This is a genomic window from Pseudomonas sp. PDM26, from assembly GCF_019219185.1.
Lineage (GTDB): Bacteria > Pseudomonadota > Gammaproteobacteria > Pseudomonadales > Pseudomonadaceae > Aquipseudomonas.
This window is the reverse complement of record NZ_JAHUWC010000005.1, coordinates 383,710-408,365: the sequence shown is the minus strand read 5'-3', so window position 1 is coordinate 408,365 and position 24,656 is coordinate 383,710. Positions and strand designations below refer to the sequence as shown.

Annotated in this window: 23 protein-coding genes; 14 read left to right on the top strand and 9 right to left on the bottom strand. The window is 61.3% G+C overall.

Features of this window, described 5'->3' with window-relative positions; all coding sequences use genetic code 11:
- Nucleotides 1-38 precede the first annotated feature (38 nt).
- Nucleotides 39-350 (top strand): DUF6124 family protein, encoded by a 312-nt coding sequence (locus KW849_RS13280; RefSeq protein WP_218429794.1) that lies wholly within the window; start codon nucleotides 39-41, stop codon nucleotides 348-350.
- 50 nt (nucleotides 351-400) lie between these two features.
- Here KW849_RS13280 and hrpB read toward each other — a convergent pair whose 3' ends face one another.
- The gene (gene hrpB / locus KW849_RS13275) at nucleotides 401-2,917 is read right to left on the bottom strand and encodes an ATP-dependent helicase HrpB (RefSeq protein ID WP_218429793.1); all 2,517 of its coding nucleotides are present in this window, start codon (nucleotides 2,915-2,917) and stop codon (nucleotides 401-403) included.
- 100 nt (nucleotides 2,918-3,017) lie between these two features.
- On the opposite strand from hrpB, the gene KW849_RS13270 reads away from it, so the two are divergent.
- The gene (locus KW849_RS13270; protein WP_218429792.1) at nucleotides 3,018-3,437 is read left to right on the top strand and encodes a polyribonucleotide nucleotidyltransferase; all 420 of its coding nucleotides are present in this window, start codon (nucleotides 3,018-3,020) and stop codon (nucleotides 3,435-3,437) included.
- A 41-nt stretch (nucleotides 3,438-3,478) separates the two neighbouring features.
- Nucleotides 3,479-4,375 carry a cation diffusion facilitator family transporter gene (locus tag KW849_RS13265; RefSeq protein WP_218429791.1) on the top strand — a complete coding sequence of 299 codons (897 nt, stop codon included), beginning with the start codon at nucleotides 3,479-3,481 and terminating at the stop codon, nucleotides 4,373-4,375.
- On the opposite strand, the gene KW849_RS13260 is transcribed toward KW849_RS13265, so the two are convergent.
- Nucleotides 4,369-5,406 carry a DUF6515 family protein gene (locus KW849_RS13260; protein WP_218429790.1) on the bottom strand — a complete coding sequence of 346 codons (1,038 nt, stop codon included), beginning with the start codon at nucleotides 5,404-5,406 and terminating at the stop codon, nucleotides 4,369-4,371. The genes KW849_RS13265 and KW849_RS13260 overlap by 7 nt on opposite strands.
- A gap of 450 nt (nucleotides 5,407-5,856) precedes the next feature.
- Here KW849_RS13260 and KW849_RS13255 point away from each other — a divergent pair, with 450 nt between their 5' ends.
- Both KW849_RS13255 and KW849_RS13250 read left to right on the top strand, forming a co-directional pair.
- On the top strand, nucleotides 5,857-6,336 hold the full coding sequence (locus tag KW849_RS13255; RefSeq protein WP_007937367.1) for an Lrp/AsnC family transcriptional regulator: 480 nt from the start codon (nucleotides 5,857-5,859) through the stop codon (nucleotides 6,334-6,336).
- A 262-nt stretch (nucleotides 6,337-6,598) separates the two neighbouring features.
- On the top strand, nucleotides 6,599-6,808 hold the full coding sequence (locus KW849_RS13250) for a DUF2788 domain-containing protein (protein WP_003185724.1): 210 nt from the start codon (nucleotides 6,599-6,601) through the stop codon (nucleotides 6,806-6,808).
- Here the strand turns inward: KW849_RS13250 and KW849_RS13245 are convergent.
- The 4 genes from KW849_RS13245 to KW849_RS13230 form a co-directional block, all read right to left on the bottom strand.
- Nucleotides 6,803-7,438 (bottom strand): pseudouridine synthase, encoded by a 636-nt coding sequence (locus KW849_RS13245; protein ID WP_256357201.1) that lies wholly within the window; start codon nucleotides 7,436-7,438, stop codon nucleotides 6,803-6,805. The genes KW849_RS13250 and KW849_RS13245 overlap by 6 nt on opposite strands.
- 70 nt (nucleotides 7,439-7,508) lie before the next feature.
- A complete protein-coding gene (amn, locus tag KW849_RS13240) occupies nucleotides 7,509-9,008 on the bottom strand; it encodes an AMP nucleosidase (RefSeq protein ID WP_218429789.1) in 1,500 nt (499 codons plus the stop codon).
- A gap of 117 nt (nucleotides 9,009-9,125) precedes the next feature.
- Nucleotides 9,126-10,775 carry an acyl-CoA dehydrogenase family protein gene (locus KW849_RS13235; protein WP_218429788.1) on the bottom strand — a complete coding sequence of 550 codons (1,650 nt, stop codon included), beginning with the start codon at nucleotides 10,773-10,775 and terminating at the stop codon, nucleotides 9,126-9,128.
- Between the two features lie 74 nt (nucleotides 10,776-10,849).
- The gene (locus KW849_RS13230) at nucleotides 10,850-13,234 is read right to left on the bottom strand and encodes a hybrid sensor histidine kinase/response regulator (protein ID WP_218429787.1); all 2,385 of its coding nucleotides are present in this window, start codon (nucleotides 13,232-13,234) and stop codon (nucleotides 10,850-10,852) included.
- 383 nt (nucleotides 13,235-13,617) lie between these two features.
- On the opposite strand from KW849_RS13230, the gene KW849_RS13225 reads away from it, so the two are divergent.
- The 4 genes from KW849_RS13225 to KW849_RS13210 all read left to right on the top strand — a co-directional run bounded on the left by KW849_RS13225 (nucleotide 13,618) and on the right by KW849_RS13210 (nucleotide 17,164).
- On the top strand, nucleotides 13,618-14,415 hold the full coding sequence (locus tag KW849_RS13225; protein WP_057713171.1) for a hydroxymethylpyrimidine/phosphomethylpyrimidine kinase: 798 nt from the start codon (nucleotides 13,618-13,620) through the stop codon (nucleotides 14,413-14,415).
- A 31-nt stretch (nucleotides 14,416-14,446) separates the two neighbouring features.
- Complete coding sequence (gene thiE, locus KW849_RS13220) at nucleotides 14,447-15,070, top strand: thiamine phosphate synthase (protein WP_218429786.1); 624 nt, start codon at nucleotides 14,447-14,449, stop codon at nucleotides 15,068-15,070.
- Between the two features lie 31 nt (nucleotides 15,071-15,101).
- Nucleotides 15,102-16,385: a glutamate-1-semialdehyde 2,1-aminomutase gene (gene hemL, locus KW849_RS13215; RefSeq protein ID WP_108216358.1), complete on the top strand. Its 1,284-nt coding sequence runs from the start codon at nucleotides 15,102-15,104 to the stop codon at nucleotides 16,383-16,385.
- A gap of 224 nt (nucleotides 16,386-16,609) precedes the next feature.
- A complete protein-coding gene (locus KW849_RS13210) occupies nucleotides 16,610-17,164 on the top strand; it encodes a tetratricopeptide repeat protein (RefSeq protein ID WP_218429785.1) in 555 nt (184 codons plus the stop codon).
- Between the two features lie 198 nt (nucleotides 17,165-17,362).
- Here the strand turns inward: KW849_RS13210 and KW849_RS13205 are convergent, their stop codons facing one another.
- Nucleotides 17,363-17,692 carry a DUF1820 family protein gene (locus KW849_RS13205; protein WP_008052403.1) on the bottom strand — a complete coding sequence of 110 codons (330 nt, stop codon included), beginning with the start codon at nucleotides 17,690-17,692 and terminating at the stop codon, nucleotides 17,363-17,365.
- A gap of 136 nt (nucleotides 17,693-17,828) precedes the next feature.
- Here KW849_RS13205 and miaB point away from each other — a divergent pair, with 136 nt between their 5' ends.
- The 5 genes from miaB (at nucleotide 17,829) to lnt (ending at nucleotide 23,234) form a co-directional block, all read left to right on the top strand.
- Nucleotides 17,829-19,154, top strand: coding sequence for a tRNA (N6-isopentenyl adenosine(37)-C2)-methylthiotransferase MiaB (gene miaB, locus KW849_RS13200; RefSeq protein ID WP_218429784.1), 1,326 nt, complete (start codon nucleotides 17,829-17,831; stop codon nucleotides 19,152-19,154).
- A gap of 208 nt (nucleotides 19,155-19,362) precedes the next feature.
- Nucleotides 19,363-20,370, top strand: coding sequence for a PhoH family protein (locus KW849_RS13195; RefSeq protein ID WP_108216354.1), 1,008 nt, complete (start codon nucleotides 19,363-19,365; stop codon nucleotides 20,368-20,370).
- Complete coding sequence (ybeY, locus tag KW849_RS13190; protein WP_218429783.1) at nucleotides 20,363-20,857, top strand: rRNA maturation RNase YbeY; 495 nt, start codon at nucleotides 20,363-20,365, stop codon at nucleotides 20,855-20,857. Before KW849_RS13195 ends, ybeY begins: the two co-directional genes overlap by 8 nt.
- 5 nt (nucleotides 20,858-20,862) lie before the next feature.
- Nucleotides 20,863-21,702: an HlyC/CorC family transporter gene (locus KW849_RS13185; RefSeq protein WP_108216352.1), complete on the top strand. Its 840-nt coding sequence runs from the start codon at nucleotides 20,863-20,865 to the stop codon at nucleotides 21,700-21,702.
- Nucleotides 21,703-21,710: 8 nt separating this feature from the next.
- A complete protein-coding gene (lnt, locus tag KW849_RS13180; protein ID WP_218429782.1) occupies nucleotides 21,711-23,234 on the top strand; it encodes an apolipoprotein N-acyltransferase in 1,524 nt (507 codons plus the stop codon).
- An 82-nt stretch (nucleotides 23,235-23,316) separates the two neighbouring features.
- Here the strand turns inward: lnt and KW849_RS13175 are convergent, their stop codons facing one another.
- Together KW849_RS13175 and KW849_RS13170 are read right to left on the bottom strand one after the other, a co-directional pair.
- Nucleotides 23,317-24,078, bottom strand: a complete 762-nt coding sequence (locus KW849_RS13175; RefSeq protein ID WP_218429781.1) for a YdcF family protein — start codon at nucleotides 24,076-24,078, stop codon at nucleotides 23,317-23,319.
- 104 nt (nucleotides 24,079-24,182) lie between these two features.
- Nucleotides 24,183-24,503 carry a hypothetical protein gene (locus KW849_RS13170; RefSeq protein WP_108216349.1) on the bottom strand — a complete coding sequence of 107 codons (321 nt, stop codon included), beginning with the start codon at nucleotides 24,501-24,503 and terminating at the stop codon, nucleotides 24,183-24,185.
- Nucleotides 24,504-24,656: the final 153 nt, after the last annotated feature.

Below are 24,656 nucleotides of genomic sequence, written 5' to 3'. Positions count from 1 at the left end.
GCGAGATGGTGCGGCCCTACTAATAAAGGGAAGTACTTATGATCAAACCCACACCGAATCCGCCGAACAATGATCCGGCAATACCTTCCGAACGCATCCCCTCAGCCGCCGACATCCAGGCCACTCCCCGCAAACTCTGCAGCATGTTCATCGTCAATCCGCAACTCGATACCGAGACCCTGTTGGCTCACGCCTGCGAGTCACTGGCCTCGGCCAATGTCATGACGATGGATCTGGCGGACCGTACCGAGGGGACCAATCGCAATACGCTGTTGGGTATCGCGCAAGTCATCATGCTGGGCGAGCTGGCGGTGAACCGGGCGCTGGACCGGGTCGATCCGCCTGAGTAGAAGATCAAAAGATCGCAGCCTGCGGCAGCTCCTACGTAATCGCGCTGCGATTACTTGCGCGGTTTGATCCGCGCAGTGGCTTCGGCCACCAGCGGATCATCCGGCCAGTAATGTTTCGGATAACGCCCCTTCAAATCCTTCTTCACCTCGGCATAGGTGCTGCGCCAGAAGTTGGCCAGGTCTTGAGTCACCTGCACCGGCCGGCGCGCCGGGGACAACAGATGCAGTTTCACCACCTGTCGGCCCCCGGCGATGCGCGGGGTTTCCGCCAGGCCGAACAACTCCTGCAAACGCACCGCCAGAATCGGCGGCTGCTCGCTGTAGTCCAGGCGAATCGACGAGCCCGACGGCACGCTCAAATGATGCGGCGCCAGCTCGTCCAGCCGCTGCGGCAGTGGCCATGGCAGCAGGTTGTGGACGATGCTCGACAGGTCCAGATTGGCGAAGTGACTGAGCCGCGAAACCTTGCCCAGATACGGCATCAGCCACTGCTCCAGACTCTTGAGCAACGCCGCGTCGCTGACATCCGGCCACTCGCTCTCGCCCTTGCCGGCCAGGTCCAGTTGCCGCAGCAACGCGACCCGCGCCTGCCACTGACGCAGCTCCGGGGTCCACGGCAACAGCTCCAGGCCTTTGCGCCGCACCAGGTTCACCAGTGCCTGGCTGCGGGCGGTTTCGTCGAGCCCCGTCAGCGGTTCACGACTGAGGATCAATTCGCCAACCTTGCGCTGACGCTCTGCCCGCAGCACCCCTTCACGTTCATCCCAATCCAGTTGATCGACGCAGCGCACCTGCTCGGCCAGCACTGAATCGAAGAGCGCCGGATCGAAGTCCGTCGCCAGGTAAATCCGCTCCTCACGCTGGCCCTGGCGACTGCCCAGATCGGCGATTACCAGCCACGGTTGCTTCATCAGGCTGTCGGCCTCGGCGAACAGTGCGGCACGTCCGTTGGCCAAGCGATATTCCGCACCACCGGCGCGCCGTTGTTGGGCGACGCGGTCGGGATAGGCCAGCGCCAGCAACGCGCCGAGCCAGCGCGGATGATCCGGATCGCTGACCGGCTCCGAGGCTTTGCCGCGCAGGTAACCCCGATATTGCCGCGCCAGTTGCCGTGCGCGCTGCACCCCGCCCTGAGCACCGCGTGCGGCGCGTTCTTCGCCCGACAACAGCACCAGTCGGCTGTGCAAGTCCGCCCCGGCGCCGCGCAAGATATCGCGCTCGCCGAGCAGTGCCGCGACATCGCAGGCCATGTCCGCCAGACCCAGTGCCTGGCCGCGCAACAGCAAATGCCCGATGCGCGGATGGGCCGGCAGTTCGGCCATGGCCTGACCATGACGGGTCAGCGCTTCACCCTCCAGTGCGCCTAAGCGTTCGAGCAGGTCCTGGGCCTGTGCATAGGCGGCGGCTGGCGGCACGTCGAGCCACACCAGTTGCCCCGGTGTCACGCCCCAGCGCCCCAGTTGCAGAGCCAGCCCGGCGAGGTCCGCCGAAAGGATTTCCGCACTGCCATAGGCCGCCAGTTGTTCGTGCTGGTCCTGGGACCACAAGCGATAACACACGCCCGGCTCCAGTCGCCCGGCCCGGCCCGCGCGCTGGGTGGCACTGGCCTTGGAAATGCGCTGGGTGTCGAGACGGGTCATGCCGCTGCCGGGGTCGAAACGCGGCACCCGCGCCAGCCCGGCATCGATCACCACGCGCACGCCGTTGATGGTCAAACTGGTTTCGGCGATGTTGGTGGCCAGCACCACTTTGCGCTTGCCCGTCGGTGCCGGATCGATGGCTGCCCGTTGCGCGGCAAGGTCCAGTTCACCGTGCAACGGGCACAGTAGAACGGGAGTGTTTTCGCCCAAGGCATCGGCCAGTTGCTGATGCACGCGACGGATTTCCGCCTGCCCCGGCAGGAACACCAGCACGCTGCCGGTCTCGTCGTTCAAGGCTTCAAGGATGGTCTGCACCAGACGTGGCTCGATGAATTCACCGGCCTGAAACGGCCGCCCCCAGCGCATCGCCACTGGGTACATGCGCCCTTCGCTGCGCAGGATCGGCGCGTCGTCAAGCAACCCGGAGAGGCGCTCACCTTCGAGCGTGGCGGACATCAAGAGGATTTTCAGCGGCTGATCGTCACGGAACAGTTCGCGGCCATTGAGGCTCAGAGCCAGCGCCAGATCAGCGTCGAGGCTGCGTTCGTGAAACTCATCGAAGATCAGCAGGCCCACGCCTTCCAGCGCCGGATCATCCTGCAAACGCCGGGTGAGGATGCCTTCGGTGACCACTTCGATGCGGGTGTTGGGGCCGACTTTGCTGTCCAGACGAATGCGATAACCCACGGTCTCGCCAACCTTCTCTCCCAGTTCACTGGCCAGCCGCTCCGCCGCTGCACGCGCGGCCAGCCGGCGGGGTTCGAGCATCAGGATGGTCTGCCCGGTCAGCCACGGCTCGTTGAGCAAGGCCAAAGGCACGCGGGTGGTCTTACCGGCGCCGGGCGGTGCTTCGAGCACGGCTTCGTGGCGTGTAGCGAGGGCTTCACGCAGGGCGGGTAAAACTTCATCGATCGGCAAAGAAATCATGCTGGCTCCAAAACAGAGGTCCGAGTATAACGGCGAACTGTTTGGCGTAGTCTGGGCTCTAACCAGTAACGTTCTTGGCGTTCTACTCAGGAGATTTCATATGCGTGCTCCCTTTCGCCTGATTGGCGGTGTTCTGGTCGCAACCTTGCTGACTCAAGTGACCGCCTGCGGATCGATCTTCTACCCCGATCGCCGTGGCCAGATCGAAGGCAAGATCGACCCGGCCATCGCCGCGCTCGACGCCGTTGGCCTGCTGTTCTACATCATTCCCGGCCTGATCGCGTTTGCCGTGGACTTCGCCACCGGCGCGATTTATTTCGAGCCGGGCAAGACCGCCCAGGTCGACCCGCAAAAACTCAAGGACGCCATCGGTGCCGACGGCAAGGTCGATAACCGCAAGTTGCAGACTATTCTGGAAAGCGAACTGGGCCGCAGCTTCCCGCTGGACGATCCACGCCTGATCCAGAGCAAAGGCAGCGCCCAACAACTGGCGATGTTCGGCCTGCAACCCGCCGCATAATCCCTGCGCGCAAAAGGACTCTTCAAGTAACGATGGCCACTATGACCTCCAGCTCCGAACACGCCCGCCTGCTGCGGCTGGCGACCCGTGCCTCGGTGGCGGTGGCGTGCACCTTGATCGTCGCCAAAGCCATCGCCTGGTGGCTGAGCGGCTCGGTGAGCATGCTCGCCGGGCTCACCGACTCGGCACTCGACGGTGTCACCTCATTGCTCAACCTGCTGGCGGTGCATTACGCCCTGCGTCCGGCCGACGACGATCATCGCTACGGCCACGGCAAGGCCGAGTCGTTGTCGGGCATGGCCCAAGCGTTGTTCATTGGCGGCAGTGCGGTACTGATTGCGTTGCAGGCCTTTGACCGGCTGAAACATCCCGAACCGGTCGGCGCGCCGTGGATCAGCATCGGTGTGATTGTGTTCTCGCTCGCCCTGACCCTCGCCTTGCTGATGTTGCAACATCGGGTGGTCAAGGCAACCGGCTCCAATGCCGTGCGTGCCGACTCGCTGCATTACCGTTCGGACATGTTACTCAACGGCAGCATTCTGCTGGCGCTGGTACTGGCCGGGTTTGGCTGGGATCAGGTCGACGCCTGGTTTGGCCTGGGCATCGCTGCTTATATCTTTTGGAGCGCAGTGCGGATCGCCCGGGAGAGTTTTGCCGTGTTGATGGATGAAGAACTGCCGCCGGATGTCAGCCAGCACATGCTGGAACTGGCGTGCAGCGTACCCGGTGTGTTGGGTGCCCATGACTTGCGTACGCGGATCTCCGGCAACCAGTGGTTTGTGCAGTTGCATCTGGAGTTGCCGGGGGAACTGACGCTGTCAGTCGCCCACGGCATCAGCGATCAGGCTGCCGCGGCCATTCACAACGCCTACCCGCGCGCCGAAGTGCTGGTGCACGCCGATCCGCGGGAAGTGGTGAAAGCCGCCCGGGCTCAGTAACTCACCTGATAACCGCGACTGCTCAGGCAGTTGCCCTGGGCCTGTCGGTAGGCTTGCACCACCGACGGGTCTGGCTGGTAGGTGGCGGTTCGTGGATCGAAACCACTCTGCTGCACCGCGTATTGATAACACTCGTAGCCATCCCGACCGACCTGCTCCGTCGACTGACCGTTGGCCGGATACGCCTCCACGTCATAACCATTGCTGCCGGCCGGTTCTTGGCCAACCTGGGGCTCGACCACGACGTAGTCCTGAGTGCTTTCCTCATAGGCGTAATACGAACCGGCCGCAAGGAACAGCAGCGCCCCGCCGATGAACACTTGTTGGGCGTAATCGGGCAGGTATCTGACGCGAATCCCGCGCGGTGGCTTCACCACTTCATAGCGCGGGCCGAGCGGGCGATACCAGTAACCGCCGGAATAGTAGTAATCCATGCCACGATAAGGCACGCGGAAGTGGCGTTCGGGGAAGCGGTCGATCATCTGGCCAGGACGATACCTGGGGCCTGGCCCCCAGCCGTTACCGTATCCACTCGAGCGCCCCTGCATGTGATTGTCATAGGACGGTGCGACTGTGTAGCCATTCCAGCGCTGGTTGTAATTATTGCGACGCGGCTGGTCCTGGTAGTAACCGCGCTGCGGCGGCTGGGTCTGGTGCACGGTGTCGGGACGGGGCTGGATCGGCATGTCAGTGGCCGGCAACTGCGGCGGAGGCGGCGGCGAGCGAACCCGGCTGTTGAAATCCGGCGCTGGACGGTTCTGCCACTGGCCATTGTTCAGATGTTGATTCTGGCCGTTGTGCTCGTACTGGCGGTTGTCGTTGTTCTGCGCACGGGGCTCGTTCTGCGGCTGGCTGTTTTGCGGGCGCGGCGGGTTGTTGCCACCATGGCCCTGATTGTCACCCCGATGCCCGCCCTGGCCGTGTTGCCCGCCATCACGGTCATGGTTTTGTGGCTCATCGGCCATCGTTTGCGCCGTGACACTGACACACAGCAAACCAACGCCGGCCAAACGCCAGATGCGCGACTTCATGCTTTTCCTCATTGCGTGTTAGGGCCTGTACATAAGACTGGGAAAGTACGGGCCGGTTCTGCTACAGGTTATCTGTCACGCAACTTATTTATTGAGGGCCGCTCTTTTATTCACGGCAGCAAATTCCACGCAAGAAAAAGGGGAGACCCGTCGGCCTCCCCTTGGAGAACTTCGTCCTGGCTCGACGCTTGTGGCGCCGGCTCACCTCACGCCGTCTTCTGGACAGTGTGTAGCTCGGGGGCCGGCACATCCCCGGTGGGGGTGGCGACCGCGGCGGGCCTGATTGGGCGAGCCGCACTGGACTGTTTGTCCGAGCAGTGATTCTGGTGATAAGAATAGGCCTGGAGCGCCGGCAGAGGATTGCGAAGATTGCTTGATTAAACATCACTTGCGCAATTTTTAACCACGGATACATAATCCTCCGCAATAGTTACGACAAAGGAACGTTTGATGAGCAAGCTCGACCGTTACGACCTGAGTATTTTGGCGGAATTGCAGCGCGACGCGCGCATCTCCAACCAGGAGCTGGCCGAGCGCATCGGCCTGTCGCCTTCGCCGTGCTCGCGGCGGGTCAAGCAACTGGAAGACGACGGCTACATTTCCCGCCAGGTCGCCCTGCTCGACCGCAAGATGCTCGGCCTGAGCCTGACGGCCTATGTACTGATCGGCATGGACCGTCACACGCCGGAGCGTTTCGAAAACTTCGAAGCGGCCATCCGCACCCTGCCCCAAGTGCTCGAATGCAGCCTGGTGACCGGAATGGATGCCGACTATCAACTCAAGGTCGTGGTGCCGGACATGGATCACTACCAGAAACTGCTGCTCGGGCATCTGACCCGGATTGAAGGGGTGACCAGTGTGCGGTCGAGTTTTGTGCTGAATCAGGTGCTCAATAGCACTGAACTGCCGTTGACTCATCTGCGTAGCTAAGTAGCACTTCTGTAAGCGCCTGTAGGAGCTGGTAGGAGCTGGTAGGAGCTGTCGAGTGAAACGAGGCTGCGATCTTTAGATCTTGTTTTTAAAAGGCAAGATCAAAAGATCGCAGCCTTCGGCAGCTCCTACAAGAGCAGGTCGGTTGTCAGGCCGGGCGACGAATGACTGCGACACACCGACGCAGGTCAATACAGCGCTAACCCGCGCAGGCGTATACTCCCCGCGCCCTTTTTAGCCACGCCCGCGCTGGAGATGTTCGATGGATCCTGCCGTTTTCGAAGAGTGGATGATGACCGGACTGGTCAGCATCCTGATCATTTTCATGGGTTTCATCGTCTGGGATCTGGCGAAAAAGTCCAAGGCCGGGCGCTTTGGCTCGTTCATTCTGTTCTTCGTGCTGGGCCTGGGTGTGGCGGCGTTCGTGATCAAGAGCGTGGTGATCGGCCTGATCGAATCCGGCGCCTTATAAGTGCGCCGGTACTTCTTTCCACTGTCCCTGATCGAGCCCTTCGATCGTCCAGTCACCGATTCTGACCCGTACCAGGCGCAACGTCGGCAAACCCACCGCAGCGGTCATGCGCCGCACTTGGCGGTTGCGCCCTTCGCGAATCACCAACTCCAGCCAACTGGTCGGCACGCTTTTACGAAAGCGCACCGGCGGATTGCGCGGCCACAGCTCGGGTTCGTCCAGTTGCCGCGCCTCGGCGGGCAAGGTCATGCCGTCATTCAATTCGACGCCGTCACGCAAACGCTGCAATTGCCCGGCGCTCGGCTCGCCCTCGACCTGTACCCAATAGGTCTTGGCCAGCTTGTGCTTCGGGTCGGCGATCCGCGCCTGAAGCTGACCGTCGTTGGTCAGCAGCAACAAGCCTTCGCTGTCGCGGTCCAGCCGTCCCGCCGGATAGATGCCCGGTACATCGATGTAATCCTTGAGCGTCGCGCGTCCTTCGCCATCACTGAATTGCGTCAGCACATCGAACGGTTTGTTGAACAGGATCAGTTTCGGCTCGGCCGGCGGCGCCTTGGCGACACGGCGCGGGGCTGAAGGAGAGGGTTTCGCGCCAGGACGGCGGGAAGGTGGACGAGATGGACGCGACATGGGCAAAACAACATCTAACGGTCAGGGCTGCTAATGCTAGTAGCCCGACCGTTAAATGACCATCGACAAATCAGCGGAACGGCGGCTCGTCGAAACTGCGCAATTTGCGCGAGTGCAGTGAGTTGAGTTCGGTGCGCAACAGATCCACCGCCTCGATACCGATCTTCAAGTGCTGGCTGACCGCGCGTTCATAGAAGGCGTTGGCCGAACCCGGCAGCTTGATTTCGCTGTGCAACGGCTTGTCCGAGACGCACAGCAACGTGCCGTATGGCACCCGCAAACGATAACCTTGCGCTGCGATGGTGCCGCTTTCCATGTCCACCGCCACGGCGCGGGACAGGTTGATCAGCGGACGTTCCTGGGCCCAACGCAGTTCCCAGTTACGGTCGTCGTAGGTCAGCACGGTGCCGGTACGCAGGCGTTTCTTCAGTTCGTCGCCCTTCTCGCCAGTGACGTTGGCCGCCGCTTGCTGAAGCGCCAGCTGCACTTCGGCCAACGCCGGAATCGGAATGTTCGGCGGCACCACTCGGTCGAGAATCCCGTCGCGGCGCATGTAAGCGTGTGCCAGCACGTAATCGCCAATAGTCTGCGACTGACGCAGGCCGCCGCAGTGACCGATCATCAGCCAGCAATGCGGGCGCAGCACGGCCAGGTGGTCGGTGATGTTCTTGGCGTTGGACGGGCCGACGCCGATGTTGACCAGCGTCACGCCGTGGCCGTCACTGGCGATCAGGTGATAGGCCGGCATCTGGTAGCGGTGCCAGACCACTCCGGCGGCAATCGCCGAGGCTTCGCCGTGATCCATGCCCTTCTCGATGATCACATTTCCCGGCAGCACCATGCGCACGAAGCGCGGATCTTTGCGCAGTTGCTCCAGACCATGGACGATGAACTGGTCGACGTAGCGGTGATAGTTGGTCAGCAGAATCCACGGCTGCACATGCCGCCAGTCGCTGCCGGTGTAATGCACCAGTCGGCGCAGGGAGAAATCCACCCGCGCGGCATCGAACAGGGCCAGGGGCAGCGGATCGGTGTTTTCCCAATCGTACAAACCGTCGGCAATGCCATCGGTCGCGGCCGACAGGTCGGTACTCGGGAACACCCGCGCCAGCACGGCAGCGGTGACGCCGGATCCCCCCAGTTCATCGCCCTGCTCGACCACATACGGATACGGGATGTTCTGCTCGCTGACACCGACTTCCACGGTCACGGTGAAGTCGTGCATCAGCGGAACCAGCTGTTCCAGCAGGTATTTACGGAAAGCCGATGGATGGGTGACGGTGACGCTGTAGGTGCCCGGCAACTGGACCTTGGCATAGGCACGGGTGGTCTGCGGGACTTCGCCCTGGCAAAGGTAGGTCAGGCGCAATTCGGGATAGCGGAACATCGAGCGCTGTTCGGCATCGGGCTCGACGCGATCCTTGAGGTAACGCTTGAGCGCCTGGCTCAGCGCGGTGGTTGCACGATTGTGCAAGAGTGCAAGCCGATCCACGGCTTGCTCGGCGGTTTGAACGACAATAAAAGCTTCGGTCACGATCAGCATCCTGTGTTCTGACTTGCAGACCTTCATCTTGCCTGCATCGTCGCTTCACGGGAACAGCCAAAAAAGATCGCAGCCTGCGGCAGCTCCTACAAGAGCTCGTCGTGTACCCGTAGGAGCTGCCGAAGGCTGCGATCTTCTAACCAATCAGAACCCTTGCGGGGTCGAGCGGGCGACAATGGTTTCCACGTCCAGGCCTCGTGGCAATGCGCCATACACTCGGCCGCCACCCACCAGACGACTGGCGATGAAGGCATCACTGACCACCGCATTCCCGGTCTCCAGCAACAACTTGGCCTGCAACCCCAAGGCGATGTCTTCAGTCAGTTGGCGGGCGCGGTATTGGATGTCGCTGGTGTCCTTGAAGGCCGCCTGCAATTGATGGATGTGCGCAGCCAGGCGCTTGTCGCCATGACCATCGCCCAACTCACTGAACAGCGCGTCGAGCACACCCGGTTCTTTCGACAGGGCACGCAGCACGTCGAGACATTGCACGTTGCCGGAGCCTTCCCACGTCGAATTCACTGGTGCCTCGCGGTAAAGCCGCGGCAGGATGCTCTCTTCGACATAACCCGCGCCGCCCATGCATTCGGCGGCTTCGTTGATCATGGCCGGCGCCCGCTTGCAGATCCAGTACTTGCCCACCGCCGTCACCAGTCGGGCGAATTTGGCTTCCTGCGAATCGTCCAGATGATCCAGTGCCCGCCCCATGCGCAGGCTCAAGGCCAGGGCGGCTTCACTTTCCAGCGCCAGATCCGCCAGCACGTTCTGCATCAACGGCTGTTTGCTGAGCAGTTTGCCGCCAACCGAGCGGTGAGCGCAGTGATGGCTGGCCTGAGTCAGCGCCTGACGCATCAGTGAACTGGAACCGACCATGCAATCGAAGCGGGTCATGGCGACCATTTCGATGATCGTTGGAACACCCCGGCCCTCTTCACCGACCATCCACGCCAGCGCACCACGGAACTCCACTTCACTGGAGGCGTTGGAGCAGTTGCCGAGCTTGTTCTTCAGGCGCTGGATGTAGAACTGATTGCGTGTGTCGTCCGGGCGGTGACGCGGCAACAGGAAACAGGTCAGGCCCTTGTCGGTCTGCGCCAGTGTCAGGAACGCGTCGCACATCGGCGCCGAGCAAAACCACTTGTGACCCACCAGCTCATAGGCCTGGCCCGGACCGCTGGCACCGACCGGATACGCCTTGGTGGTATTGGCCCGCACATCGGTGCCGCCCTGCTTCTCGGTCATGGCCATGCCGATGGTGACCCCGGCCTTGTGGGCCATGCCGACGTTGCGCGGATCGTATTCGGTGGCGAGGATTTTCGGCAGCCATTTTTCAGCCAGGTCCGGTTGCAGACGCATGGCCGGAACGCTGGCGAAGGTCATGGTCAGCGGGCAGCCGCTGCCGGCCTCGGCCTGGCTGTGCAAGTAAGTCATGGAAGCGCGGGCCACGTGGGCGCCGGACTGCGGATGAGCCCAGGGCAATGAGGTCAAGCCATGCTCAACTGCCGTACGCATCAGTTCGTGATAGGCCGGGTGAAACTCCACCAGATCGATACGATTACCATACCGGTCATGGCTGTTGAACACCGGCTTGTTCTGATTGGCCAGGAACCCGGCTTCCATCAACGGGCCACCGGCCAGTGCGCCGTAGGCGTCGATCCGCGACTCGGCCCAACCGGCCCCGAAGCGCCGCGACCATTCCTGCAATGGCAAGTCGATGCGGTACAGGTTGGCGCCGTCCAGTGACGGAGGCTGGTTGGTGACTTCGTGGGTTTCGGCGAACTGATGCAGGTTCATGACAGGGCTCCTTTGGTCGGCCAAGGGACTTCAGTTAAGCACCGCCCCTCGGCCGATCAAAGTGTCATATCCGCCTAACTGTCGGCGCTTTCGCCCTGTTGCGAGCAGAGCACACGGCGGTAGAGGGCGGCCTGCAAGTCTTCGAATTTCACCGGCTTGTTCAAGTGATCAATCAACGCGCCGGTCGGGCAGTGTTCACGCTCGCCGCCCAGAGCGATCATGAACAACGGCAGCTCGGCATAACCCGGTAACGCGCGGATCTGGCAGCACACCGACTCACCGCCCTGAAGCGGCAACTGACAGTCGACCAGCACCGCGTCAAACACTTCGCGCTGCAAGAGATCGAGTGCGACATTGGCGCTATCAGCCGTACGCACGCGGAACCCCAGCTTGAGCAACATGCCGCGCATCACCAACTGGCTGATGCTGTTGTTATCCACCAACAGCACGGCACAATCCTGAGGCAAGCGCAGGCGCGGAAAATCCCGGGGCATCAACGGCATCACCGGACGTTCGGCCACCGACAACCCGACTTCGACATCCAGCTGAAACCGGCTGCCGCGTCCCGGCTCGGTGCGATGCGTCAGGCGTCCACCCAGCAATTCGACCAACTGTCGGCAAATCGCCAGGCCAACACCCAGGCCACCGTACTCACGGGTCATCGAGCCATCGAGTTGAAAGAACCGTTGATACATCGTGGCCTCCCCCAAATCAGTGAAGCCAATGCCCGTATCGATCACCGCAAAGGTCAACGCCAGCCGGTCGGGCTCAATGGCCTTGCCGGTCACCCGCAGGGCCAGGCCGCCGACCCTGGTGAACTTGATGGCATTATCCAGCAGACATTCCAGGCACTGCGCGATCTTGACGTTGTCGCCATGCAAGCGATCCGGCACACCTGGCGCGATATCGACCTTGAAGTCCAGCGACTTGCCTGATGCGTTGCCCTCGAACTGCATGCGCAGTGCCTCGACCATGCCGCGCAAGCTGAAGGTGTCGGCCGAGGCCTTGAGTTTGCCGGCCTGCAGTTCGGTGAGGGTGAGGATGCCGTTGACCATGCGCATCATGTCCCGCGCCGATCCCGCAGCCGTCTGCTGATACTGCTCGAGCTCCGGGTCCATTTCGACCGTCTGCATCAGCTCCAGCGAACCGATCACACCGTTCATCGGCGTGCGCAGTTCGTGGGTCAGGGTGGCAAGGAACTCGTCCTTGAGCTTGTTGCTGCGAGCCAGTTGCTGGTTGAGCACTTCAAGCTTCTGGCTGGCGTCGAACAGGGTTTGTGCCTGCTGCTCGCGCATGTCGTTGATGCGGTCGGCCAGTGCCAGAGACAGCAACGCCACTTCGATGGCCGAGCCGATCTGGCTGGAATACATGGTCAGGAACACGTTCGGCAGGTAGCCCAGCACCATTAGCGTATTGACGATGCCGCCGAGCAAAAACGCCGACCAGGCAATAATGAAATACCGCGCCACCCGCAGGCCCCGCAGCCAGGCAAAGATCCCGGCGGCAAAAATCACCACGGTGAACGTCAGCGCCAGTGCCGTGGCCAGGCGCAGGGCCAGGGCGTAACTGCTCATCAACGACAGGCCGACCACCAACGCACCGAAGGCAACCAGCGCCAGCAACAAGCGGTCGAGCCAGCGACTGTGGCTAGCCATTTGCAGGAAACTGCGGGCGAACTGACTGCCGAACAACCCCGCACAGCCGATGAAAAACGGCGTCGCGGCGTTGGCCCACCAAGGGTTGTCCGGCCAGAAATACTGCACAGCCGCACCGTTTACCGACAGCTGATACAAGCCGAACGAGGCGATATAGAGGATGTAGTAGAGGTAACTGGTGTCGCGCACGCTGAGGTAGATGAACAGGTTGTAGACCAGCATCCCCAGCAGCACGCCGTAGATCAGCCCCAATACATAGAGGCGCGCAGGCTGATCTTCGAGGTAGGCGGTGCTCGACCACAAGGTTACCGGTGCCTGGATCGAGCCTTCGCTTTGCAATCGCAAGAATACGGTTTCGGCCTGGCCAGGCTTGAACGTCAGGTCGAACAAATAGTTGTTCTGGCGAATCTCGCGGCCAGCGAACGGCAAGGCATCGCCGGTCTGCCTGACCAACTGATAGTTGCCGGCCGCATCGGGCAAATAGAGATCGAGATGATCGAGGGGCGGATAGGCCAATTCCAGCAGCCAGGTCCGTTGCGCCGCCGGATTGGCCGGACGGTAATGCAGGTCGATTTTCAGCCAGAATACCGAACGCGAGTACCCGGCGTTGAGCGTGTCTTTTTGGTGCGTTTTGAAGTTGCCGGCCGCCGCTTGCGCACGGATATCCGCGATGCTCGCCTGACCACCTGCGTCCTCGTAGACCTGCAGGGTTCGGCCCAAGGGGAGGCTTTGAGTGAACTCATCGAACTCGACGGCGTTTGCCAGGAGGGGCAAACACAACAGCAACATCAGCAAATAGTGCATTGAAGCCCCAGCGTGGCCTGTCCGGTTCTGTCAGGAAGCCCCCCATTCCTTTTGAGCAGACGTAAAACCGGTATTACCTGTTATTGGTTTGGATCCACTCTAGCATAGCCGTTGATAGCCATTAAACACCATTGAAATTTTTCCTACAAAGGCTCTAGGACGGGCGTTTCAGCAACACTGATGAACGATTATCAATGGCAGGAAAATCACTGTGGCGAGGGAGCTTGCTCCCGCCCGGCTGCGAAGCAATCGTAAAACCAGTTGACGCAATAAACGTGAAGGTTTTTTGGGGCCGCTTCGCGCCCCGGCGGGAGCAAGCTCCCTCGCCACAATGGAGAGTCGCTGCCCCCGAAAAAGAATGTTTGGTGGTAAGCTCGCGCACCATGAATATCTACAGCTCTCGCCCCGTTGTCCTCTGTCTCTCCGGCCACGACCCAAGTGGTGGCGCCGGCTTGCAGGCAGATATCGAAGCCCTGCTCGCTCAGGGTTGCCATGCGGCTCCGGCCGTCACCGCCCTGACCGTTCAAGACACTGTCAATGTCACTGATTTCCGCGTCCTCGACCGTGAGTGGGTACTGGCCCAGGCCAATGCCGTGCTCAACGACTCCGAAGTCGCGGCGGTCAAACTGGGCATGCTCGGCTCCCTGGAAATGGTCGACACGGTGGTCGAACTGCTTTCGGCGCACCCGCACTTGCCGGTGGTCTGCGACCCGGTGCTGCGCGCCGGCGGCGGCGGACGCCTGGGCAAGGACGAAGTCGGCTACGCCATGCGCGAACGCCTGCTGCCCCTGTCGATCATTGCGACCCCTAACCTTCCCGAAGCCCGGATCCTCGCCGAACTGCCCGAAGGCACTGCGGACGAGTGCGCTGAAAAACTCCTGCCGTTCGTCAAACACCTGTTGATCACCGGTGGCCATGGCGACGAAACCGAAATCCACAATCGCCTGTACAGCCGTGACGGCCTGCGCGAAACCTTTACCTGCCAGCGCTTGCCGGGCAGTTATCACGGATCCGGTTGCACCCTGGCCAGTGCGCTGGCCGGTCGTCTGGCCCAGGGCGAAAACCTCGCCAGTGCCGTGCAGACCGCGCTTAACTACACATGGCGCACCCTGCGTGATGCCGAGCAGTTGGGTAAAGGCCAGTTTGTGCCGCGCCGTTTACCACTGGATTTCTGTTCGTAACTTCTATTTGTAATGCGGTGAGGCTTGTCCGATGAAACTACGTGGCCTGTACGCCATTACCGACAGTCAGTTACTGGCCGGTAAATTTCTTTCGTACGTGGAGGCGGCGCTTGAAGGCGGCGTCACCCTGCTGCAATACCGCGACAAAAGCAGCGACGAGGCCCGTCGCCTGCGTGAGGCCGAAGCCTTGCGCGGGCTGTGCGAACGCTATAAGACGCAGTTGATCATCAACGACGACGCCGAGTTGGCGGCCCGCCTGAACGTGGGCGTGCACCTGGGTCAGACCGATGGCCCACTGACTCCCGCCCGTGCGCTGCTCGGGCGTCAGGCGATCATCGGTTCAACCTGCCACGCGCAGCTCGAACTGGCCGAACAAGCTGCCAAAGAAGGTGCCAGCTATGTCGCCTTCGGCCGCTTCTTCAATTCGAACACCAAGCCTGGCGCGCCGACCTGCAGCCTCGACCTGCTCGACCAGGCCCGCAAGCAGTTGCACTTGCCGATCTGCGCGATCGGCGGCATCACCCTGGATAACGCCGCCCCACTGGTGGCCCATGGCGTCGATCTGCTGGCGGTGGTGCATGGCCTGTTTGGCGCCGAGAACACGACAGAAGTGACCCGCCGTGCCCGCGCCTTCAACGAATTGTTTTCTATTTAAGTCGCTTAAAATCTGATTTGAGAGCCCGACCATGTCTCGTTCCGAAACGCTGTTTGCCAATGCCCAAAAACACATTCCCGGTGGCGTGAACTCGCCGGTTCGCGCGTTCAAGAGCGTCGGCGGTACGCCGTTGTTCTTCAAGCACGCCGAAGGCGCCTACGTCACCGACGAAGACGACAAGCGCTATGTGGATTACGTCGGTTCCTGGGGCCCGATGATCCTTGGCCACAGCCACCCGGACGTGCTGGACGCCGTGCGCAAGCAGCTTGAGCACGGCTTGTCCTACGGCGCCCCGACCGAGATGGAAACGCAGATGGCCGACCTGGTCTGCTCGCTTGTGCCGTCGATGGAAATGGTGCGCATGGTCAGCTCCGGCACCGAAGCGACCATGAGCGCCATTCGCCTGGCCCGTGGTTTCACCGGCCGCGACAGCATCATCAAATTCGAAGGCTGCTACCACGGTCACTCCGACAGCCTGCTGGTCAAGGCCGGCTCCGGCGCACTGACCCAGGGCGTACCGAGTTCGGCCGGTGTACCGGCGGCATTCGCCAAACACACCCTGACCCTGCCGTTCAACGACATCGACGCGGTAGCAACCATGCTCGCCGAAGTCGGTCAGGACGTGGCCTGCATCATCGTCGAGCCAGTGGCCGGCAACATGAACTGCGTGCCGCCGGCACCGGGTTTCCTCGAAGGCCTGCGGACCCTGTGCGACAAGCACGGCGTGGTGCTGATTTTCGACGAAGTGATGACCGGTTTCCGTGTTGCCCTCGGCGGTGCCCAGGCGTACTACGGCGTGACACCGGACCTGACCACGTTCGGCAAGATCATCGGTGGCGGCATGCCGGTCGGTTGCTTCGGCGGCAAGCGCGAAATCATGCAGCGCATCGCTCCGCTGGGCCCGGTCTACCAGGCCGGCACGCTGTCCGGTAACCCGTTGGCGATGGCCGCCGGGCTGACCACCCTGCGCCTGATCAGCCGCCCGGGCTTCCACGCCGAGCTGACCGACTACACCACTCGCCTGCTCGACGGCCTGCAACAGCGCGCCGATGCGGCCGGTATTCCGTTCGTGACCACCCAGGCCGGCGGCATGTTCGGCCTGTACTTCAGCGGCGCCGACGACATCGTCACCTTCGATGACGTCATGGCCAGCGACGCTGCCCTGTTCGGTCGCTTCTTCCATCTGATGCTGGAAGGGGGCGTGTACCTGGCACCGAGCGCCTTCGAAGCCGGTTTCACTTCGATCGCTCATGGCGAAGCCGAGCTGAAACTGACCCTGGACGCCGCCGAGCGCGCCTTCGCCGCCTTGAAATAACGCTGTGGCGCTGACGTTGGCCATTGCCGGCGTCAGCTTTCACCTACACGCCCGCCTGTATTCCTACAGTTTCAGCAAAAATCCCTCGCAAAACGGGTGATATATTTCCCGCGCAGCAGAAAAACGAGTAAAGACTTTGTAAGGTTGCCCCTGCTTATTTCATAATGCGCGCTTATTGGATCCCTCGATGGGTCCGCGCGCCCTTCAGAGGTAAGTCGATTCCCATGAACCGCACCGGCCGCACCCTTGCACTGGGCTGCCTGTTGCTTCTTCAGCCCCTGCTCGCGCACGCACAAGCAGGCGGCAACTCGTTGTTAATCCCAGCGATGGGTCGCTGCACCCTCAATACCCAGCCGCAAGACCTGGAACAGGCGCTCGCCGCCTGCCAGAAAGCGTCGGATGAAGGGGATGCACAAGCGCAATACGAGTTGGGTGAGTTCTACTACGAAGGCAAAAACACGCCGCGCGACCTCAATCAAGCCCTGAGCTATTTCGAAAAAGCCTCGCTGCAAGGCCACGCCCAGGCACAACTCAAGCTCGGCACCATGTTCTTCCACGGCGAAGGCGTGCCGGCCAATAACGTTCAGGCGTACATCCTGCTGAAGATGGCGGCGGTCAACGGCGCCGAAGATGCCCTGGATACCGCCGACGAAGTCACCGAAAAGATGCCCCGCGAAGAACTCGAAGTCGCCACCCAGGTGCTCGGGCAAATTTTCCGTAAATACCTGATGGAATTGCAGAGCGCTGACGGGCGTACGCCTTTCGCACCTCTTCCCTGAGCACTGCTGACTGCGAGGTGGCTTGTTGTGGCGAGGGAGCTTGTCGGACCGCCGCACCGTCCCGCTGGGGCGCGAAGCGGCCCTAAACCCTGCAATCGCACTCTGCCTGACACACCGCGCGTTTCGGTCTTGCGACTGCTTCGCAGCCGAGCGGGAGCAAGCACCCTCGCCACAACAAGCCTATCTAGCCGCTGCTACTTACTTCTCAGGCATTGGCATCGGAAACGGCATTACATTGCCGACCGCGCCACGGGCTTCGCTGATTTTCGGTGTTCCCATACGCTCGACTTCGTCGATACGCACGATCGAATGCATTGGCACAAAGCTGCGCACCACGCCTTCGAACTGAGCCTTGAGCTTTTCTTCGCTCGGATCGACGACCACTTGCGTGCGCTCGCCAAAGACGAACTCTTCCACTTCCAGAAAGCCCCACAGATCACTTTGATAGATCTGCTTGGCGTACATTTCGAACACCTGGCCCTGGTTGAGGAAAATCACCTTGTAGATTGGAGCTTCACGTTTGGTCATGGCGGGCGAGCAACACATCGGGGGATAAAAATGAGGGCGCGAACTATAGCATAGCCATCGGACGCGCAGCGGTAGGAACCTGGGTACATGTTCCCTATAATGCGCGGTTCTTTGAATCAGGTGATGACTCTATTCCATGGCCAAGAAGCTTTACATCGAAACCCACGGTTGCCAGATGAACGAGTACGACAGCTCGCGCATGGTCGATCTGCTGGGCGAACATCAGGCCCTGGAAGTCACTGCCCGCGCTGAAGACGCCGACGTGATCCTGCTCAACACTTGTTCGATCCGCGAACGTGCCCAGGATCGCGTCTACTCCCAGCTCGGCCGCTGGCGCGAACTGAAGCTGGCCAACCCGGACATGGTGATCGCCGTCGGCGGTTGCGTGGCCAGCCAGGAAGGCGCGGCCATCCGCGATCGCGCGCCGTACGTCGACGTGGTCTTCGGCCCGCAGACCCTGCACCGTCTGCCGGAAATGATCGACGCCGCGCGCATCAGCAAGCTGCCGCAAGTCGACGTCTCGTTCCCGGAAATCGAAAAATTCGACCATCTGCCCGAACCGCGCATCGACGGCCCGAGCGCTTACGTTTCGGTGATGGAGGGTTGCAGCAAATACTGCACGTTCTGCGTGGTGCCCTACACCCGCGGTGAAGAAGTCAGCCGGCCGTTTGACGACGTGCTTGCCGAGATCATTCACCTGGCCGAAAACGGCGTGCGCGAAGTGACGTTGCTGGGGCAGAACGTCAACGGCTATCGTGGCCTCACCCGTGACGGACGCCTGGCGGATCTGGCCGAACTGATTCGCGTGGTCGCAGCGGTCGACGGCATCGACCGCATCCGTTACACCACGTCGCATCCGCTGGAGTTCTCCGACAGCCTGATCCAGGCCCACGCCGACGTGCCGGAACTGGTCAAGCACCTGCACTTGCCGGTGCAGTCGGGCTCGGACCGCATCCTCGCCGCGATGAAGCGCAACCACACCGCGCTGGAATACAAATCCAAACTGCGCAAGTTGCGCGCCGCCGTGCCAGGGATCTGCATCAGTTCGGACTTCATCGTCGGCTTCCCGGGCGAGACCGAGAAAGACTTCGAGCAAACCATGAAGCTGATTGCCGACGTCGGCTTCGACTTTTCCTACTCGTTCATTTACAGCCAGCGCCCGGGCACCCCCGCTGCCGACCTGGCAGACGACACCCCGGAAGAGCTGAAAAAAGAGCGCCTGAATGCCCTGCAACATCGCTTGAACCAGCAAGGCTTCGAGATCAGCCGACAAATGGTCGGTTCGATCCAGCGGATCCTGGTAACCGATTACTCGAAAAAAGACCCGGGCGAGCTGCAAGGCCGCACCGAGAATAACCGTATCGTCAACTTCCGCTGCGACAATCCGACCCTGATCGGCCAGTTCGCGGACGTGCACATCGATGCCGCGCAGCCGCATTCGCTGCGGGGTTCGCTGGTGTAGGAGCGAGCCTGCTCGCGATGGTCGTCAACGATGACGCGTGCATCCTGAATGAACGAGGGGCATTCAAGCCCTTCGCGAGCAAGCTCGCTCCTACAGAGTCCGCGCCAGAGGCAGGAATCAGGCGGCCTGATTTAAGAGCTTTCGCACCCAGCCCACTGGCGTTATCCTTGATTTCATCCCAATTGCCCCAGGGCGGCTAAATACGACCTTGAACGCACCCATAGAACCACATCGTTTCATCCTCGAGCCTTTTGAAGCTCGTCGCTTCGCCAATCTGTGCGGGCAATTCGACGAGCACCTGCGCTTGATCGAACAGCGCCTGACCATCGAGATCCGCAATCGCGGAAACCAGTTCGAGCTGATCGGCGAACCCAAACACACCACCTCCGCGGAAAACCTCCTGCGCCGCCTGTACCGGGAAACCAAGGGTACCGAGCTGTCGCCGGACATGGTTCACCTGTTCCTGCAGGAATCGGCCGTCGAACAGCTGGACAACCACGCCCCCGCCGAACCGTCCGTGGCCCTGCGCACCAAGAAAGGCATGATTCGCCCCCGCGGCTTGAATCAGGTGCGCTACGTGAAGGAAATCCTCGGTAACGACATCAACTTCGGCATCGGTCCGGCCGGTACCGGCAAGACCTATCTGGCCGTGGCTTGCGCGGTCGATGCACTGGAGCGCGAGCAGATCCGCCGCATCCTGCTGGTGCGTCCGGCGGTCGAAGCGGGTGAAAAACTCGGCTTCCTGCCCGGCGACCTCGCACAGAAAATCGACCCGTACCTGCGCCCGCTCTACGACGCGCTCTACGAAATGCTCGGCTTCGAATACGTCGCCAAGCTGATCGAACGCCAGGTGATCGAAGTCGCGCCGCTGGCCTACATGCGCGGCCGTACGTTGAACAACAGCTTCATCATTCTCGACGAAAGCCAGAACACCACGGTCGAGCAGATGAAGATGTTCCTGACCCGGATCGGCTTCGGCTCCACGGCCGTCATCACCGGGGACATCACCCAGGTCGACCTGCCACGCGGCACCAAATCCGGCCTGCACCATGTGATCGAAGTGCTCAAGGAAGTGCCGGGAATCAGCTTCACCCATTTCCAGCCCAAGGACGTCGTGCGTCATCCACTGGTGCAACGGATTGTCGAAGCCTACGAGCGCTTCGAAACTAAAGCGGCCGATGATGCAGCCGCCAAGGATAGCCGCCGCGATGCTTGAGCTTGACCTGCAAATCGCCACCCAAGCCCCCGCCCCCAGCGAAGCCGAATTCCGCCAGTGGTGCGAACTGGCTTTGCGCCAGCGCACCGCCGACTCGGAGATGACCATTCGCCTGGTCGACGAAGCCGAAGGCCGCGAGCTGAACCACACCTGGCGGCAAAAGGATTACGCAACTAACGTCTTGTCATTCCCGGCCGATGTGCCGGATGAGTTCCTCGACATCCCGCTGCTGGGCGATCTGGTGATCTGCGTGGCCGTGGTCGAGCGTGAAGCCGCCGAGCAAGGCAAGGAACTCAAGGCCCATTGGGCACACCTGGTGATTCACGGCTGCTTGCATCTGCTCGGTTACGACCATATTGATGACGACGAAGCCGAAGAGATGGAAGCACTGGAACGAACGTTGCTTGCAGAACTGGGCTTTCCCGATCCGTACGCGGACGACGAAACCGATTTATCCCCTACCAAAACGACAAAGGATTCAGAGTAATCGCTATGAGCGAAGATCGATCGAGCAACGGGCAGAAGTCATGGCTGGGTAAGCTCACCCAGGCTTTTGCCCACGAGCCGAAAAACCGCCAGGAGCTGCTGGAGCTGCTGCGCGATGCACACCAGAACAAACTGCTGGACAGCGAAGCGCTGGCCATCGTCGAAGGCGCCATCCAGGTGGCTGACTTGCAGGTTCGGGACATCATGGTCCCGCGCTCGCAAATGGTCAGCATCAAGGCGACCCAGACACCCCGCGAATTCCTGCCAGCCGTGGTCGACTCGGCCCACTCCCGCTACCCGGTGATCGGCGAAAGCCATGATGACGTGATGGGCGTGTTGCTGGCCAAGGACTTGTTACCGTTGATCCTCAAGGAGAACGGCGACAATTTCAACATCAAGGACCTGCTGCGCCCGGCCACCTTTGTGCCGGAATCCAAGCGCCTTAACGTGCTGCTGCGCGAATTTCGCGCCAACCACAATCACATGGCCATCGTCATCGACGAGTACGGCGGCGTGGCCGGTCTGGTGACCATCGAAGACGTGCTGGAGCAAATCGTCGGCGACATCGAAGACGAACACGATGTCGAAGAAGACAGCTACATCAAGCCGCTGCCCAGCGGTGATTTCCTGATCAAGGCCCTGACACCGATCGAGAACTTCAACGACTTTTTCGACAGCGAGTTCTCCGACGATGAATTCGACACCGTTGGCGGCCTGGTAATGAGCGCGTTCGGGCATTTGCCAAAACGTAACGAAATCACCGAAATCGGCCCGTACCGCTTCCGCATCCTGAACGCCGACAGCCGTCGGATTCACTTGCTTCGCCTGACGCCCATTGCTCGCTAAGGATTGAAATGCGCTGGACAACCCGCCCCGGCTGGCCCGGTAACCTGCTGGCCGTGGCGGCCGGTGCAATCACCACCCTGGCCCTGGCGCCGTTCGATATCTGGCCACTGGCACTGCTCGCCGTCGGCCTGTTCTATGCCGGCTTGCGCGAACTGAGCCCACGCCAGGCGCTGGGTCGCGGCTGGTGTTTCGGTTTCGGCCTGTTCGGTGCCGGCACCAGCTGGATCTACTACAGCATTCACCACTTCGGCGGCGCGTCGATGCTGCTGGCCGGCTTCCTGATGCTGATCTTCACCGCGGCGATTGCCTGGTTCTTTGCCCTGCCCGCCTGGATTTGGGCGCGCTGGCTGCGTCGCAATGAGGCACCGCTGGCCGACGCGCTGGCCTTCGCTGCGCTGTGGGTTGGCCAGGAAGCTTTCCGTGGTTGGTTCCTGACAGGTTTCCCGTGGCTGTATTCCGGTTACAGCCAGCTCGATGGCCCGCTGGCCGGGCTTGCTCCCATCGGCGGGATGTGGCTGATTTCCTTTACCCTGGCCCTGACAGCTGCGCTGATCTACAACGGCTTGCGCCTGGTTCGCACGGGGCGTAAAGGCTTCATCGCTGCCGGTTTATTGCTGCTGGTCGGCCCATGGCTGGTCGGTATGGCCCTCAAACATCATGCCTGGACCAGCCCGTCGGGGCCGCCACTGAGCGTCGCCGCCATTCAGGGCAACGTCGAACAAAGCATGAAGTGGGACCCGGCGCAGCTCAACGCGCAACTGGCGTTGTACCGCGACATGAGTTTCAGCTCCAGGCGAGCCGACCTTCTCATTTGGCCGGAAACAGCGATTCCGGTGCTCAAGGAGTCCGCCGAGGGCTACCTGAACATGATGGGCAGTTTCGCGGCCGAACGTAAATCGGCGTTCATTACCGGTGTCCCGGTGCGCATGGAAGTACGCCACGAGAAGCGTTTCTTCAATGGCATCACCGTTACCGGTGAAGGCGACGGCACTTACCTGAAGCAAAAACTGGTGCCGTTTGGTGAATATGTCCCCTTGCAGGAGATGCTGCGCGGGTTGATCGCATTCTTCGACCTGCCAATGTCGGACTTCGCTCGCGGCCCGGCCGACCAGCCGCTGCTGCAAGCCAAGGGTTATCAGATCGCGCCGTTCATCTGCTATGAAGTGGTTTATCCGGAGTTCGCTGCCAGCCTTGCCGCCCGCAGCGACCTGCTGCTGACTATCAGTAACGACACCTGGTTCGGCACCTCCATCGGCCCCCTGCAACACCTGCAGATGGCGCAGATGCGTGCACTGGAGGCCGGCCGCTGGATGATCCGCGCCACCAACAACGGCGTATCCGGCCTGATCAACCCGTTCGGTCAGATTACCGATCAGATCCCGCAGTTCGAACGCGGCATCCTGTATGGCGAAGTGGTGCCGATGCACAATCTCACGCCATACCTGGAATGGCGTTCGTGGCCATTGCTCATTGTCTGCGTGCTGTTGTTCGGTTGGGCGCTGATTGCGAGCCGGATGGCCAGGACCGTCTAGAAAAGATCGCAGCCTGCGGCAGCTCCTACAGGGGATTGCATTCCAACTGTAGGAGCTGCCGCAGGCTGCGATCTTTTGATCTTTACCGGTAAAACAGCGAATAACCGATCTGCCCCACCGCCTCGTTCATCAATTGCCCGTTCTGCCAGATCGCCTTGAACTCCGGCATCCAGCCACCCAGTGGCCGCGCGTTGTCGCCGCCCAGAAACCCTACCGGCGCCGGCACCACCTCAAACCCGGCCTTGCGGAAACTCCAGACCGCTCGTGGCATATGCCCGGCATGAGTCACGAGCACCACACGCTTGACGCCCTGTGGCAGCAGCACTTCGGCGCTGAACTGCGCATTTTCCCAGGTCGTGCGGCTGCGCCCTTCCTGCCAACGCACGTTCACGCCAAAATCGTCGCGCAAGGAGTCAGCCATCATCTGCGCCTCGCTGGGTGGCGTGCCGTAATGCAAGCCGCCGCTGGTCAGTACCGGCAAGCCGGAAGCCTTGGCCAGCCGCGCGGCAAAGCGCTGGCGCTCCAGGCCGACACCCGTGGGCTGGTCGGCGCCCCAGGCCACGTCACCGCGTTCGCGCCCCGAGCCGAGGATCACGATCGCATCCGCGCGTTGCCCCAGGACTGCCCATTCATCGCGGGCCAGCGGTGGCTCCCGCTCGAGCAGGCCGGCACCCCACTGCACCACCACCGGCAGGCTCATCAGCCAGAAGCCCCCCAGGCCCAGCGCAAAGCACGCACCGGCAAGCCTTGGCCTGGATCGGCGCAACCACCAGGCAAGCAAAAGCAGCAGCAATAGAATGCCGGGTGGCAAAAGAAGTTGTTTTACGAAATAACGAAAAGGCATTGAGCATCTCCCGGAGATGCCCGAAGCCTAAGTGGGTTGGAGCAATGCGACAATCATTACGCAAGGACTATATTTCAAAAATGCATGGAGCAAGGCTCTGTGCCCTATTTGAACTGGAAAGACCGGACCTTTACCGCGTCTCTGCCGGGAACCTTGTCCTTGAGCCAGATAATCTTGGCCGAACGTGGTACGTCGAGTTGCTTTACCGCCTCTGACAAGCATCCGTGTGTCTCACGCTCACTGCGATCCAGATACGCCTTGACCAGTGCAAACTCTGCGGGGCTCAGACCACGCAGTTCCAGTTCCAGAGGGTGTTCGTCGCGCAACCGGCCAGCGGTTCTTGCCGCATCCAGGGCCAAGGCCAAACGATCGATTAGCCTCTCGTACAGCTCCGGTTTTGTAGCTTTTTGCTGAGACTCAACCATCCCTCACCTCATTGGAAGATAAGACCTACTCCCCAGTTAGAGCTTAGCTTCCATGAACAAACCGGCTGAACGCCGCGACCAACGGCCCTCGCAGCGGTTTTTGCTGGACGTGCGGCAGCAATCAGGGTTTCCCTCGGTAGAGCGCGGTCATGT